The 14774-nt window shown below is 68.1% G+C and carries 12 protein-coding genes; 8 read left to right on the top strand and 4 right to left on the bottom strand.

Annotated elements, in window-relative coordinates; translation table 11 throughout:
* A complete protein-coding gene (locus FL311_RS15670) occupies window positions 1-873 on the top strand; it encodes a hypothetical protein (RefSeq protein ID WP_141325950.1) in 873 nt (290 codons plus the stop codon).
* The gene (locus tag FL311_RS15665) at window positions 846-1994 is read left to right on the top strand and encodes a hypothetical protein (RefSeq protein WP_141325949.1); all 1149 of its coding nucleotides are present in this window, start codon (window positions 846-848) and stop codon (window positions 1992-1994) included. The genes FL311_RS15670 and FL311_RS15665 overlap by 28 nt, the downstream gene beginning before the upstream one ends.
* Window positions 1995-2088: 94 nt before the next feature.
* On the opposite strand, the gene FL311_RS15660 is transcribed toward FL311_RS15665, so the two are convergent.
* Both FL311_RS15660 and FL311_RS15655 read right to left on the bottom strand, forming a co-directional pair.
* Entirely contained in the window at window positions 2089-3477 is a 1389-nt protein-coding gene (locus FL311_RS15660) for a hypothetical protein (protein WP_141325948.1), read from the bottom strand.
* 19 nt (window positions 3478-3496) lie between these two features.
* Window positions 3497-4504: a hypothetical protein gene (locus FL311_RS15655; protein ID WP_141325947.1), complete on the bottom strand. Its 1008-nt coding sequence runs from the start codon at window positions 4502-4504 to the stop codon at window positions 3497-3499.
* A gap of 434 nt (window positions 4505-4938) precedes the next feature.
* On the opposite strand from FL311_RS15655, the gene FL311_RS15650 reads away from it, so the two are divergent.
* Together FL311_RS15650 and FL311_RS15645 are read left to right on the top strand one after the other, a co-directional pair.
* Window positions 4939-5478 (top strand): hypothetical protein, encoded by a 540-nt coding sequence (locus tag FL311_RS15650; RefSeq protein WP_141325946.1) that lies wholly within the window; start codon window positions 4939-4941, stop codon window positions 5476-5478.
* 14 nt (window positions 5479-5492) lie between these two features.
* Window positions 5493-6299, top strand: coding sequence for a DUF4347 domain-containing protein (locus FL311_RS15645; protein ID WP_141325945.1), 807 nt, complete (start codon window positions 5493-5495; stop codon window positions 6297-6299).
* Window positions 6300-6314: 15 nt separating this feature from the next.
* Here FL311_RS15645 and FL311_RS15640 read toward each other — a convergent pair whose 3' ends face one another.
* Complete coding sequence (locus FL311_RS15640) at window positions 6315-9650, bottom strand: bifunctional serine/threonine-protein kinase/formylglycine-generating enzyme family protein (protein ID WP_141325944.1); 3336 nt, start codon at window positions 9648-9650, stop codon at window positions 6315-6317.
* Window positions 9651-10033: 383 nt separating this feature from the next.
* On the opposite strand from FL311_RS15640, the gene FL311_RS15635 reads away from it, so the two are divergent.
* Window positions 10034-11251 (top strand): glycosyltransferase family 4 protein, encoded by a 1218-nt coding sequence (locus FL311_RS15635; protein ID WP_194869214.1) that lies wholly within the window; start codon window positions 10034-10036, stop codon window positions 11249-11251.
* 99 nt (window positions 11252-11350) lie between these two features.
* A complete protein-coding gene (locus FL311_RS15630) occupies window positions 11351-12232 on the top strand; it encodes an NAD(P)-dependent oxidoreductase (RefSeq protein WP_141325942.1) in 882 nt (293 codons plus the stop codon).
* 9 nt (window positions 12233-12241) lie between these two features.
* Here the strand turns inward: FL311_RS15630 and FL311_RS44070 are convergent, their stop codons facing one another.
* A complete protein-coding gene (locus tag FL311_RS44070; protein ID WP_228556897.1) occupies window positions 12242-12706 on the bottom strand; it encodes an ATP-grasp domain-containing protein in 465 nt (154 codons plus the stop codon).
* A 213-nt stretch (window positions 12707-12919) separates the two neighbouring features.
* Here FL311_RS44070 and FL311_RS15625 point away from each other — a divergent pair, with 213 nt between their 5' ends.
* On the top strand, window positions 12920-13432 hold the full coding sequence (locus tag FL311_RS15625) for a hypothetical protein (RefSeq protein ID WP_228556896.1): 513 nt from the start codon (window positions 12920-12922) through the stop codon (window positions 13430-13432).
* A 132-nt stretch (window positions 13433-13564) separates the two neighbouring features.
* Window positions 13565-14774 (top strand): DDE-type integrase/transposase/recombinase (locus tag FL311_RS15620; protein WP_228556895.1); only part of this gene is annotated, 1210 nt, incomplete at its 3' end.

The raw sequence follows: 14774 nt of genomic DNA, 5'->3' as shown, positions 1-14774 counted from the left end.
GTGGCCCAGCGCGATGTTGCCCGGAGCACCGAGCTGAGCGGCTCGGTGCCGGGGCTCAACCCGGGGTTCGAGGTCGTGTTGCTGGGGTTCTGTCGGAGTGGCGAGTCCGCGGTGCAGCGCCGCTTGTTGAAGGCGTATCACCCATTCATCTACGAGCTGCCGGTGACGCAGGCGGTGTCCGCGTGTCCGAAGTGGAAGGAGGCGGGGGGCGAGCGCGTGCTCCAGGAGCCGGCGATGGTGAAGGTGGGGCTGAGCGGCGTGACGCTGACGCGCGTCGTCTCCCGGCTGCAGCCGCCGGTGTCGTTGGGCGATGGCCGCGTGGTGCTGTGGCTGGACGTGGTGGCGCGCGACGCGGCGGGCAAGTACCTGGGCAAGGTGAGCATGGAGCACGAGCACTCCCCGACGGGCATGGGGATGGAGGGCTGCGACACGACGCTGGAGCCCTCCCGCAAGACGGCCTTCGTGGTGACCCGGCGTTGCACCTATGTGGCGGGGGCCGCGTGCAACTTCCTGCCGAGCGACACCACGCGCACCGTCGTGAAGTGGGACGGGCAGAAGCTGGTCGAGGAGGACAAGGTCATCGAGAAGCGGGAGGTGGAACTACGACAGGGACTGCGCCGAGTAGCCCGAGGGCTCACGTCGACGGGGGACGATGACGGCTGTCAGGGGGCTGATGACTGCCGTCATCAGGCGACGCGGGGAGACCCGGGAGAGGGTGCTCGCCAACTGATTGAAATCAGGAGGGCAGTGCGTCCACTTGGGGCGACACGGGCATGGCATGTGGGGTGCAGTGGGGAGGGGCATCGCAGGAACGACCCATCCGCCGCACTTCGAAGGAGCCTCCCATGTCCCCCCGCATCGGTAAGAAGCTGACCCGCTCCAACACGCTGCCGTCCTCGTCCACCCCGAAGGTGTCCCAGCCGAAGCCCTTGGGGCGGGCGAACACGCTGCCGGCCTCGGCGCCGTCCTCGCAGGTGACGAAGCCCGTGGCGACGAAGCCGACGCCGGGTGCGCAGCCCGCGGTGGAGCCCAGGCCGCTGAAGCACCCGGGCATGGTGGAGGGCCAGCCGTCGTACAGCCCCTTCGAGAAGACCACGGGCCAGGCCTCGGACATCATGGTGAGCGGCGGCGACAACAAGCTCACGGCTCCGGCGGGCGCCCAGCCGAACATGCTCGTGGACCGGCCTGGCAAGACGTTCCAGAAGGACACCTTCGGTGGGGGTTCGCTCAGTGGTGGCACGGGCTCGGTGCAGGCCTCGACCACGCGGTATGACGCTCCGGGCGTGCACCACTACTCGACGCAGGCCGAGGTGAACGGGCCCAACGCGGCGTTCGAGCTGCAGAAGACGCACGCGGGCCGGTTCGGCGTGACGAGCGGTCAGATCACGGGTGAGGCGAACAGCTTCAAGGCGCAGGGCCAGGCGGGGCTGTCGTACGACCGGCACAACCACGCGTACACGGCGGCGCTGACGGGCAAGGCGGAGACGGGTGTGGGCGTGACGGCGAGCGCGAGCCACGACTTCAACCAGCACGTGGGTGGCTACGTGAAGGGCGAGGCGAAGGCGTCGGCGACGGCGTATGCGGAGGGCGTGGCGAGCCTGGACCCGCGGACGGCGACGGCGATGCTCTCCGGTCAGGTGGGCGCGGCGGCCACGGCGGGGGCGTACGGCACGGCGGGCGGGCACCTGGGTCGGCTGCACGGCTCCGTCACGGGCGGCGTGGTGGCGGGCGCGGCGGCGCAGGCGGGTGGCAAGATTGGCTTGGAGAATGGCTTCTTCAAGCAGTCGGCGGATGTGAATGCCGCGGCGGGCGTGGGCACGCACCTGAAGACGGACGTGGCGGTGGACCTGCGTCACCACATCAAGCCGGGCATCGCGTCGGGTCTGCGTCCGGCCGCCGGGTTGGGCACGAGCGTGGCCTCGCCCGCCAACACCCTGGAGCCCGAGAAGTCCCGCATGGAGAACTTCTTCTCGAAGGTCTTCCACCAGTCCTGAGGCTTGCGTCGGGCGACTGGGTCGCCACGGTGAAGGATGAAGCCCAGTTCCCTGGTGGGGAGCTGGGCTTCTGTCGTTCGAGCTCGTGCGCGGGTCAGAATCTCTTGATCAGCGCATCGTAGATGTTGCTGTCGACGGCGAAGCCCACGAAGAACCCAGGCCGCATGCCCTTCCACGTCTTCTCGGTGGGGATGTCTCCATCCCCGGTGAAGCTGCTGCCCACGGTGTAGCCCTTCGTCAGGCGCGTGTTCTTGTGCAGGCTGAGGCCCAGCGCCAGGGAGAGCGAGCCTGTGTAGGTGAACGCGAGCCCCACGACGGCATCCTCCGTGGGCGAGGTCGGCTTTACGGCCGCGAAGACGTTGAGGAAGTAGTTATCATACCTCATCGCTTCGTAGTCCACCCCAAACACCATCCATGTCGCACCGACATAGACCGCGAGACCCTCCCTGTCCGTCACCTCTTGGACGAGCTGGGACGAATCCGTCTCGAAGCGTCGCGTGGTGGCCGTGTCGAATCCCACCATGGCCGTGGCGGCGAGGTGATAGCGAGGCCGCACCCGGGCTGTGACCACATTTTCGACGGAAGAGGACGCTGCTTCCGGAGTCGTTCCTGCTTCCTTCTGGCGCTTGGCTTCATAGCCGGAGAGCGGGTGGACTTCGTATGAAAGGGGGCCCGCTCCACACCGGAACATCTGCCCTACGGGAACCAGCTTGAACTTGATAGGTCGCGCGCGCTCCTCGGGTTTCACGCCTGGGGGCACCATGTTGGCATCCGCGCCCTCCTTGGCCGACGGGGCCTCTTTCTGACGGAATGTATTGACGGCCTCACAGTTCTTCGAGGTGATTCTCGGCATGCGCTCTTCAGTCTCGGGCAGGAGGAATGCCACTTGGATCCACTCTCCCTCCGAGACAGCATTGTCCATGGGGGGCGCAATCGCTCCGGATGGCAGGTGCACGAGCAAGGTTCGGCTCTTCTTGTCAATCGTTTTCAATTGGTCGAGCAGGTTCTGCTTGTGTGAAGCGCCGTCCTTCAGCCAGAACTCAAGCGCACTTACGTCAATCGAGTCGGTCTTCGAAGTGCCCTCTTCTCCGAAGTAGGAAACCGAGTCACCCTCCTCGGTCTTACAGTCGATGGGCGAACTCACCGCGCCCGCTGTGTTCACCTGGACCTGGAGGAACGCCGTCTCGCGTTTGCCGAACGTCGCACGCTCCAGGGTGAGCACCGCCAGGTTGCCACCTTCGGCGGGTGGGGAGATGCCGTCGAGCGGGAAGGAGACGACCTCGACAGGAGTTGTTTGCTTGACGAGGGAGGCGCTTTCCAGTTTCGAGCCAACAGGAACGGTGACTTCGATGCGAAGAAACTGCTCTTTCGTCTCCACGCCCTTTTGTCTCATCGTGCAGACGGGCGCGCCATCCTCCTGCTTGTAGACCTCATACCGGTACGTTGTCTCCTCCGCCCTGGCGAGACAGGAGAAGAAGATCACGCACCCCGCCGCGATGATTCTATTGCAATGCATTGAAGACCTCTTCCGCGCGAATGACCATGGTGTGCTTGTCAGCTGAGCCGACGACAAATCCAATCAGCCGGCCTGCGTCATCCAGGACGCAGGCGCCGCTGTCTCCCTCCGCCGTCACCCGGCCAGCGAGGCGGATGAGTGAGCGCATCCTCCCGTCAACGCCGAAGTCGGCCGGAGCCTCGAGCGCATCAATCCACGACCTGCGCTCACCATCGACGGTGATGACACGGACGCCGATGTCGTGCTCGGAGGACTTCAGCGTGCGGACCCGGACAGGCGACCGCGTGGCGCGAGCGATATCGTTGGCCTGCAGCGGCCCAGCCCGCGCACCGTCGATCTCCTCGTCGTCGCGACAGCGCCTCACCACGCCCGCGGGGATGCTCCGTCCTCCCGGGAGCAACACCGTCACCTGTCTCCCCGTGGCCTTCGCCACGTGGCCGGAGAAGTAGATGTCTCCGGTGTCGAAGGCCGCGCTGAGCGTACCGAGCTTGTCTCCCACTCTCACTTGCGTGAGGTTGCCCGGGCGCACCGGTGTCCCCCATTGCTTCGTCCCTGTGGGCAGCTCCTGCACGTCCAGCATCACGGTGTGACGCACGCCTTCGACGCGTGCCTGGAAGGGGCCTTCGATGAGCGAGCGGACCTCGCGTGGTGGCTTCTTCTTTCGCACCCAGACGATGAGCGAGTCCGCCTGGCGTGGCAGTCCGCCCGTGTATTTCACGCCCCAGGACACGCCCACGACGTCCCGTCTGCGCAGGAACTTGCGACGCGCGGCCGTGAGGACCTTCTCACGGGCGCTCTCCGAGAGCTTGAGCTGCCGCCTGACCCAGGGAATACGTCTGTCCTGGTCCTTCGAGCGCGCCAGCTTCTCCTCGAGCCAACCCTTCATCCCAGGATTGGCGCGGAGGCTCGCGCGCAGGACCTCCTCGATGGAGAGCTGACCCGACTGTATCGCGCCCAGTGCTTCGAGGACCACGCCGCTTGAGGACGCGCTCATGGGCGGGCTCTTCTCTCCAATGCTTCAGCCAGACGCTGCTCTTCACGGTGACGTGCGGACATTCATCCTCCCGATGAAAACCGGCTCGATGGCGCCAGCCCCCCCCTCGCACCTGGCACCATCGAGCCCACCCCCGTCGTTTGCGTGGGGCGCGCTTCCCCGGTGAGCAAAGCCCATGCCCGGTTCAGTCCAGTCGTGGACACACGTGCTCTCGCCCGGGGTGGTGTCCAATCGATTTGAATGCGGAGTGCGGGACTGTCCACTGGAGTTGACAGTCCAGGGAGCCGTCATTCAGAGGAGGCGGGCTGGCGCGCGGATTGCTCCTGTCGCGCGGCGAATGGGCTCAGCTCATTGCAGTGAATGGCTTGTTCCTGGCGGGGGGCGCAGCCACCGCCAGGGCTCGACACTCTCAATCCACTACCCCAGGAGCAGAGATGCCAGACGTTCCCCTGGCCGTATCCACCGAGGAGTATGGCGCCGCCGATATCGAACCCAAGGCGACCCCGCAGGAGTTAAGGCGCTGGTGGCTCCGGGACACCATCGGACCGCGCTTCCATCCCTATATCGTCAAGCGGGTCCGCGAGGAGACGACCTGTGACGGCTTGCGATATTTCTATTTCCAGCTCGCGCGCAGGGAGGACCTGAGGGACCTCGTCGACCCCACCCAGCCGAAGCTCTTCATGGTGGAGTTGACCCAGCAGTTCCGGATCTGCTGGCCGGATCTCCCCTCGACCGCTCCGCGTGCGACGGACAAGCATCCGTATGGCTTTCTCATGCTGTCGGAGGCCTGGGAGACCAGTGCGAACCTGGACCTGGGAGCCACTCTCGATGTCAGGACCCTGAGGGAGGGAGGGAAGAAGTGGCCCATCGCCGCGAGCAACAAGATGTTGCTGCGCGCCCTGAGTGAGGACGAGGCCCTGGAGGACCTGCCGCTGCTCGAGGTCCTCAATGACATCATGTTGTCTCTGCGCTAGAGGAGCCCACGCCCATGAAGACCCATCTCACGGTCGTTTCCTATACACGGGATTTCCAGACCCTCTTCGAGACCATCGCTGATGTGATTGAGTTACGGGAACATCCGCACGACCAGAAGGTTCCGCGTCGTCCGCCGACGTCTCATGCCCTGGTCGAGCGTTGCCAGTACTGGCAGAACCTCCCCAACATCGCGTTGAATGTGGGCCGTCCCATCGACCTGCTGGACCTGGTGGGACATGGCTCGTCGGAGGAGTTCGAGCTCGGCGACGACACGTTCCTGGTGAGCGCAGTCGAGCCTCCTGGGGTCATCGCCATCCTGAAGCGGCTCAAGCCGCATCTCGCGCCCGACGCCCAGATCCGGCTGTTGGGCTGTGGGACCGGCGTGGGGGAGAGTGGACTGAAGATGCTGAAGAACGTCTCCAGGGCCCTGGAGCGAGAGGTGTTCGGCACGACCGTCGAGTTGCTCTCCACGGACTTCGTCCCCGGTGGCTTGAGCGAGGAGTTCACCTCGGCGTGGCTCTACTCCTCGCGCAACGACGTGCCGACCGCCGCCGGCAGCCGCGATGACACCTCCAGCCTGGTCCCGGAGCAGCCCGGGCCCTGGGCACAGAGGCTGCCGGGATTCGAGGTGATGGGGCGCGGCGAGCCCCTCTGCGGCGCGGGCTTCAGCCTCCGCATCCAGGGGAAGCCGGTCACCGTGTCCGCGGACCGACGGTGGGTGTTCATCAAGGATGAACGGGAGCAAGCGCCCCTGATGCTGCGCTGGCCCAAGGTCGAGCCCGCGCCCGCCCTGGAGCAACTGCTGTCCACGCTGCGCTGAGCGCACGCGGCGCGCTCAAGGGTGCTCGGCGCAGCGCAGGCCGAGCGCGAAGTCGAAGCGCCTGGAGGGGAGGTGGGTACTCCAGGCGACGTCGTCGTGTCGCTCCTCGAGCGGAGAGTCCCAGCGGCCTCCGGTGGAGATTCGCAGGCCCTCGTTCTCTCCTCGCGTTGAGATGCTCCGCGTCCACTCCCCCACGTTCCCCGCCATGTCGAGCAGGCCGTAGGGGCTGCGGTCCTCGGGGAAGGAGCCCACGGGGGCGGCGGCGGAGTGCCCATCGTCTCCACTGAGATTCGCTTGAGGCTCTCGCCGTTCCACCACCCAGACAGTCCTCCTCCGGGGGGCCGGGTTCACCTCCGTGGCTCCGGGGCCGAGCGTCAGCCCTCCGCGAAAGGCCTTGCGCCACTCGTCCTCGGTGGGCAACTGCTTGCCCATGTATCGGCAGAAGGCCTGCGCATCGGCGGCGTCCACTCCGGTGACGGGCATGGCGGGCTCGAGCATCCGACTGAAGATGGGCAGCTTCGGCGGATGCTCCCGCCGCTCGAAGGTCTGCGGGAGGATTTGTGACTCGAAGAGCCTGAACTGCCCGTTGGTGACCTCGGTCCGGTCGAGCGAGAAGTCCGCCACCTCGACGAGGTGCTCGGGCTCTGGCGAATCCTCCGACTCCGGCTTCCAGTACGGGCCCGCTGGGATGGGAATCGAATCCACCCTCGATGCGGCGCAGGTGGGGATGGGGAAGCGCAGCTCCCGCGGCGGCCCCCGCTGTCGGTCGTCGAAGTCCGGCAGTTGCCGCAGGCGCACGATGGATGGCGCGCAGCCCGGACGCTCCACGATGAGCCAGGACATGCGCGAGGGCGCCTCGACACGCTCGCGCAGGCTCCCGTCCGGCATCCGGCGGAGTCGGCTCCGCAGCAGCTCCTGCGCGGAATAGGGCCTGGCTTCTTCCGGGCTGGAGGTTTCATCCGCGGGCCGCAGGGTCCAGTCCAGGTCCATGTCGGCTGCGCGAGTCCACTGCTGCTTCACGGAGTCGAAGTCGTGGGGCTCCAGCACCAGCTCGAACTCCCCCATGTTCGCGGCGGCCAGGCGGATGTCGTCCTGGCGGCGGATGGCCTCGAGCTGCTTCTCCCGGAACGCCCAGGCGGCCAGGAGGGAGACCAGGGCTATCAGGGCGAGGGCCGCGACATAGCCTCCCAACATCCACCTGCGTCGGCGTGTCAGGCTGCGCGCGCGTTGGCGACCTGCCTCCAGGAACTCGCGCGAGCGCGTCGGGAGTCGGACGTCCCACTCCGTGACACGCCAGAGCGCCTGGCTCAGCGCCTCGTCCGTCCAGGTCTCGCCAACCTGCCGCCCGCGCTGCTCCCAGAGCTGGGATGCCTGCTCCAGCTGCTGAACGAGGACGCGCTCCTCGCGGGTCTCCTCGAGCCAGCGCGTCAGGTCCGGCCAGGCGAGCACGAGCGACTCGTGGGCCAGCTCGATGAAGGGCTCATCCGTCTGGGGCTCCCGGGTGACGGTCACCAGCCGATTGGTGAGGAGCCGCTCGAGGACCCGCGCCCCCTCCGCGCCCAGCCCCTCCAGCAGCTCCGTCTGAGGGCGGGGGCGGCGGGTGCCCGCGGCGGTCACCAGGCGTAGGAGCAGCGCCCGCGCCTTGTGGAACTCCTCGGTCGGGAGCTGACGCAGCAAGCGCTGTGCATGCGAGGCCAGCGCGCCGCCCACGCCGCCCAGCGCCTCGTGGACGGAGGCGAGCAGCAGCCGTCGCTTCGTATCCCGCTGCTCCCAGAGCGCCATGCAGGCGAACTGCAGCAGCGGAAGTCCCGCGGCGAGCTCCTGTACTTCGGCCACCAGCCGCGGAACGAGTGAGGCGTCATCGGTCGAATAGCCGACCCGGCGCAGGGGACCGCTGATGGCCTCGTGGAGCGCCGCCGGGCCCAGTCGCGCGAGCATGAAGGCCGCCCCAAGATGGGGCCGCAGCGGCTCCTGAGAACAGTAGGCGCCCAGATAGTCATCCCTGAGCACGAGGACGACGCGCCACCGGTCATCCGCGGCGGCGATGGCGGCCAGGCACGTGGTGAACTGGAGCCGCTCCTGGGGCGCGGCGAGCGTGAAGACCTCTTCGAACGCATCGAAGGCGAGGAGCACCCGCGTCTGCGTCACCTCACCGCGCCGCCGCAGCAGCCGGACCCCTTCGCCAGGGCGCCGGGCGAGGACCTCCCTGGTGGCCTCGGCGGTAGCCTCGTCCTCGAGCCCCGCGACCAGCATGGCGGCCAGCCTCCCCAAGGGGTTCGGGCCAGGGCGTGTGACGAGCACCGACCAGCGGTCCATCTGCCGCAGGCGGGGAATCACGCCGGCATGGAGGAAGGAGCTCTTTCCGATGCCAGAGGGCCCCACCAGCGGGACGAGCGGCTCGTGGCGCAGGCGTTCGATGAACGCATCCAGCTCCGGCTCCCTGCCGAAGAAGTCCTCGGCGTCCCCCTCCGTGAAGGGGTGCAGGCCCCGGAAGGGCGTGAGGTCTCCCGCGCGGCTGTGCCCCGGGCCGAGGGCGTCCGCGAGCGCCTGGGCGACCTGCTGCGCGGAGGGCCGATGCGCGGGGGCGATGGCCAGGCATGCTCGCAGGAGTTGGCCGACGGGGAGCGCCAGCTCGCGTGGTGAGTGCTCGAGAGGCCAGGGGGAGAAGACGAAGCTCGCGAGCTGCTCATCGGTCAGCGGCCTTCGTCCCTCGAGCAATTCGAAGGCGATGATGCCGAGCGACCACACGTCGATGGCGGGTGAGGGAGGCGCTCCGTGCCAGCGCTCGGGAGCCATGTAGGCGGGAGTTCCCGATGCGGCGCCCTGCTCGGTCCCCGCGTGGCGGGCCAGTCCGAAGTCGACGACGCGGACCCGTCCGTCCCTGGGCAGCAGCACGTTCTCGGGCTTGAGGTCCGCGTGGATGATGCCATGGCGGTGGGCTTCGGCGGTTGCCTCGGCGATGGCGCGGCAGATGCGGAGCGCTTCGTTGGGACCCGGAGGCTCGTGGGTGAGTCGATGCCTCAGGGATTCGCCGTCGATGTACTCGAGCGCGAGGTAGGGGCGGCCGTGGTGCTTGCCCACGCCGTGCACCGTGATGATGTGCGGATGGTTGAAACGCGCCGTGGTCCGGGCTTCCTCCAGGAGCCGCTCCGCGTTCTGCTCGCCCAGCAGTTCGACCTTGAGGAACTTCAGCGCGACCCGGCGTCCGAGGGAGAGGTCCTGGGCGAGGAATACCTGCCCCATGGCGCCTTCACCCAGCGGCTTCAGGATGCGAAAGCCGTCCACCACGCTGTCGACTTCAAGGATGCCCTCGCTCTCGGTCAGGAGGGCGAGCTCGGGGCCGCGCGCCATGTCGCGAGTGTCCGCCACCCTGGAGGACGGGTTCAACCGGAAGGCCCGCCCGACCCATCAGGAGAGGCGCCGGGCGGGTCCCGCCACGAAAGGGCCGCGGCAGGTGGGTCGAGCCGCTCACAGAGGGCTGCCTGGGTTGGCGTTGAAACCACCATGGGTTCCGAATGCCCGACGAAGAGGCGGAGCGATATTCCCTGCCTGTCTGTCTGGAGCCGCGAAGGAGGTTCGGGGTGGGGCATCCCAGACCTCTGCCGCTTCTCTCTTCCAAAGAGAGGCGTGCGGGGCCGTCTGGGGGCGGATTGCAGTGCTCACTTTCTTACCTCTCTCTTTCCTCCGGGCTAGGGTGCGCCATCGCCCGCAGTCGTTTGGATAGAACACAGGCCATGACCGCCGCCCCCTTTCGTCTGGGAATGCTCATCCCGGAGTTCCCCACGCAGACCCATGCCTTCTTCTGGCGGGAGATCACCGCCCTGCGCGCCATGGGCGTGGAGGTGCATGTCTTCTCGACGCGGCGTCCGGAGGAGGACTGCCCCCACGAGTGGGCTGCGCGCGCGGCCGCTGAGACCACGTATCTCTTTCCGCCCAGGCTCTCTTCGGCGCTGGTCTCTCCAAGGGACTTCCCGGGCATGGCCCAGGCGCTCACGTACGTCTCCAAGCTCTCGGTGGGTGTGAAGCAGAAGGCCCGGGCATTGGGGATGCTGGCCTGCGCGGTGGATTTCCTGCACCACGCGCGGGAGCGGAAGCTGGACCACGTGCATGGGCATTCGGCCGCGGATGCCGCGCATGTGCTCGCGCTGTGCCGGATCCTGGGAGGGCCGCGCTACAGCTTCCATCTCCATGGGGATTTGCCTGTGTATGGGACGGACCATGCCGCGAAGGCCTGGGATGCCACGTTCGTGGCCGCCGCCGCGCGCCCCATGCAGCGCGAGCTCATCGAGTCCGTGGGGCTTCCTCCCGAGCGGACGTATACCCTGTGGATGGGCGTGGACACGGACCGCTTCCGCCCTCCGGCGAAGCGTGCGGAGTCCCCTCGGGGACTGCACCTGGCTTCGATTGGGCGACTCAATCTCTGCAAGGGGCACGTGCATACGTTCGCGGGGTTGCGCAAGGCGTTGGACCGGGGCCTGCGTGCGCACCTGACGTTGGGAGGACGAGGGCCTCACGAGGAGGAGATCCGTCAGTCCATCGCCCGTTTCGGATTGCAGGCGCATGTGGACATGGTGGGGCCGCTCGGAGAGGCCGCCGTCATCGAGCTGCTGCACGGCGCGGATGCCTTCGTGCTGTCCAGCACGGGGCTTGGAGAGGCTTCGCCCGTCGCGGTGATGGAGGCGATGTCGTGTGGTGTCCCCGCGGTCTGTTCCATCATTGGTGGTACGCCGGACATGATTTCCGATGGGACGGATGGGCTGCTGGTGGGGCAGGGGGACGAGGAGGGGTTGGCGAAGGCCTTCCTCCGGCTCGGGCAGGACGCGGCGCTGCGTGAGCGGATGTCCCGCGCGGCCCGTGAGCGTGCCGTGCGCTCCTTCGATTATCGCGAGACGAGTCGGAGCCTGCTGGATGCCATCCAGCAATCGCGTGCGCCGCAGCGCCGGGCCGCGTGACGGGCGGTCGGTCCGCGTCTGAATCCTCCGGGCTTGTGGTCTACTCGCGCCGCACCGCATCCATGTGCGGCGCTTGAACGACACACCTGGGGATGACAGATGACATCGACGCGTCCGACGAAGCTGACGGTGATTGGCAGTGGCCTCATGGGAACCGCGCTGGCGCGAGCGTTCGCCACGGCTGGGCACGAGGTCGCGGTCTGGAACAGGACCCACGCGAAGGCGCAAGCGGTGGGCAGTGGAACGGCGGCGTTCGAGAAGCTGAGTGAGGCGGTCGCGGGCCGCGAGCTTGTCGTCGTCTCGCTGTCGAACTACGCGGCCTGCGCGGAGGTGCTCTCCTCGCCGGGCGTCTCAGCGGCGCTCGCGGGGAAGACGCTCGTGCAGCTCACCAGTGGGTCGCCGGCGGATGCGCGCAGTGGCCTGGAGTGGGCGAGCGCTCACGGTGTGGACTACCTGGATGCGGCGATCCTCGCGTATCCCGCGTTCGTGGCCACGGAGTACGCCACCGTCTTCTACGCCGGGTCGCGAGCTGTCTTCGAGCGACACGTGGGGACGCTCCAGGCGATCGCGAAGAACTCCGTGTATGTCGATGAGAAGATTGGGTCGGCGGCGACGCTCGACTGCGCGATTCTCGAGGCGTACTACGGCGGCACGCTGGCGGTGCTCCACGCCGCGGCCATGTGTAAGGCGGAGGGGTTGGATCCGAAGTCGTTCTTCGCCCAGAAGAACTCGTTCCTTGGATTGATTTCTGTCACCGCCGACGCCGCGCAGGGAATGGTCGAGCGCAATGACTTCACGGGTGACCAGTGCAGTCTGAATACTCATGTCGCAGCTCTCGAACACATCGTCCGGCTGAGCAGCGATGCGCGCATCAGCACCCGCTTCCCGCGGGAGTTGCTGGAGAATTATCGGCGGGCCCTCGGTGCGGGACTGGGTGAGCAGGAGTTGCCCGCGGTGTTCCGGACGCTGGAGAAGGACTGAACCTCCGGTTCAGGCCTCGAGTGCGCCTGCGATTGCCGCGATGAACGTAGCTGGCGATGTGCTCTTCGGGCGATCGCTGACCTGGCCGTCTCCCAACTCGACGACACGCCAGACTCCGTCCGCGCGCAGCACGAGGTCGACCGTGACGAACGGCAGGTCAAGTGCTGCCACGGTAGATGCAATGGATTGGAGATTGGCACCCGTCGGCAGGTCACCAGGTGTATCGGGATGCGCGGTGACGAGGATGCACTGTCCATGGACCCACCACGTCCTCGCCTCCGTGGTGGTGAACTGCTCGAAGGCCCGGACGACCAGTCCGCCCGCGAAGTCCTCTCCGCGCAGCTCCAGGAATCTACGGGCAATGGCTCGGGCCGCTGGAAGGTTCGCGGCGTCGGGTGTTGACGCGCACCCTGGTTGAGGGAGCGAGGCCCGAGTTCGAGCCGGCTGTGTGATGGGTTCGCGCCGCTCGCCCATCGTCGGAAAGAAACTGGAGCGCCACGCCCGATGAGGTAGCAGGCGGGCAGGAGGACGGGGAGAAAGGTGCGCAGAGGGTGCGGGAACACCCTCATGCGCGGGCCCCGGAGACCCCTGCGAAAAGAGAACCGGGACACCCGAGGAGTCGTCCGATTCGAGGGCGACGTCAAGAACTGGCCGCCCTCGGTGGAGGAGGGACGGCCGAAGCGCTGCGTGGCGTGTGGGCGAGGAGCCTACGAAGGTGGCGGGCTGGGCCTGCATGGCCATGGGCTCGTCGAGCGCCAGCAGCGCGGCCCGCCGAGTCCGGACGAGGCTCCGCGCTGCGAGGTGGTGCGCTGCCGCCGATATCGGTGCAAGAGGTGTGGCGCGGTGATGCGCGTGGTGCCGCCGTCCGCCTGCCCACGCAAACACTTCAGCGGGGAGGCGATTGCCTTCGCGCTGGCGCTGTGGGCCCTGTGCGGCCTGGGGGCGGACGAGGTGCGGCGGCGCACGAGTGACTGGACGCGCCGCGGGGCCGCCGCTCGCGGCTGGCGGTCGCTCACGAGGTGGGCGCGGCAGCTTGGGGCGCGGGAGCTGTTCGGCGCACTGTGCCTCGGCGCGGTGGCAGGCGGTGCCCGGGCGCTCGCGGCCCGCGCGGCGCAGGCGCTCTGCGCGCACGCACCGCTGGCGTGGCGAGGGGCGCCGCTCGCGCATCAAGCCTTCGCCGGAGCCCGCCATGTGAGCTGATGGTCATCACCGCGAAATGGCTGGGGAATCCGCGCCCACCGCATTGGGCACGCTCCCAGCGACTCAGGCGGATGCGAGGGGAGCGCTTCCCGCCAGGCCCGCGATGGACGCGGCAGCGGGGAGGAGACCTCCATGGACGAGCTCGTCCCGAAGGATTACGGCGAAGAGATTGCAGTCTTCCGCAGCCAGGTGATTGGCCCGGTGGTGCACCGCCAGTTGACGCGCGGAGAGCTGCGGGGCGCGCTGAGGGAGTTGGCGGGGCAGAAGTTCCGTCCGCCCGGAGCCGAGCGGACGCGGCACTTCAGCGTGCCGACGCTGGAGCGCTGGTACTACCGCTTCCGCAAGCACGGCCTCGCCGCGCTGCGGCCCCAGCCTCGCAAGGACGCGGGCCGCGCGAAGGCGCTCGATGAGCGGCAGAAGCAGCTCCTCTGCGACGTGCGGCGCGAGCACCCGAGCGCGTCCGCGGAGCTGATTGTCGCGACGCTGGTGCGCCAGGGCAGCGTGCGCGAGGGTGCGGTGAGCGCGGCCACTGTGCGGCGGCTGCTCGCCGAGCGCGGGCTCGACCGCGTCTCGCTGCGCGGCACCAACGAAGGACTTGAGCGCCGACGCTGGGAGGCTGCGTACCCCGGCGCACTGTGGCACGGCGACGTCTGCCATGGCCCGGTGCTCACCGGTGGCACGAAGTGGGCGCCGCTGCGCATCCACGCGTTGCTCGACGACAGGAGCCGCTACGTCGTCGCCCTCGAGGCGCGCTCCTCCGAGCGCGAGGACGACATGCTGGGCCTGCTGGTGCGGGCCGCGCGCCAGCACGGCGTGCCGGAGACGCTCTACCTCGACAACGGCTCCACCTACTCCGGCAAGACGCTCGCCACCGCGTGCCCTCGCCTGGGCATCGCGCTCGTGCATGCCAGGCCCTATGACCCGCAGGCGCGCGGGAAGATGGAGCGCTTCTGGCGCACGCTTCGCGAGGGCTGTCTGGACCACCTGGACCGCTCGCTGTCCCTGGCCGAGGTGCAGCGTCGCCTCGACACCTTCCTCGCCCGCCACTACCACTCCCAGCCGCACGCTTCTCTCATGGGCGACACGCCCGGCCTTGTCTGGGGCACCCACCAGACGCGCCTCGTCTCCGAGTCGCAACTGGCCGAGGCGCTCACCGTGCGGGCGCGCCGCCGCGTCTCGCGCGACGGCGTCGTCAGCCTTGACGGCCGTCTCTTCGTAACTCCTCGCCGGGCCCCGTCTGGCGCGTCGAGGAGAATCGTGAAAGGGGCGGCGCGGGACTCAGCGGCGAGGGGCGCGAGCTTCCGCCCAGAGGGAGACGTCACCGTTCGCCGTCTGGCGGAGT

The sequence above is a fragment of the Myxococcus sp. AB025B genome, from assembly GCF_006518215.1.
GTDB classification, from domain to species: domain Bacteria; phylum Myxococcota; class Myxococcia; order Myxococcales; family Myxococcaceae; genus Myxococcus; species Myxococcus fulvus.
The sequence above is the reverse complement of the archived record's forward strand: the minus strand, read 5'-3'. Positions and strand labels throughout refer to the sequence as shown.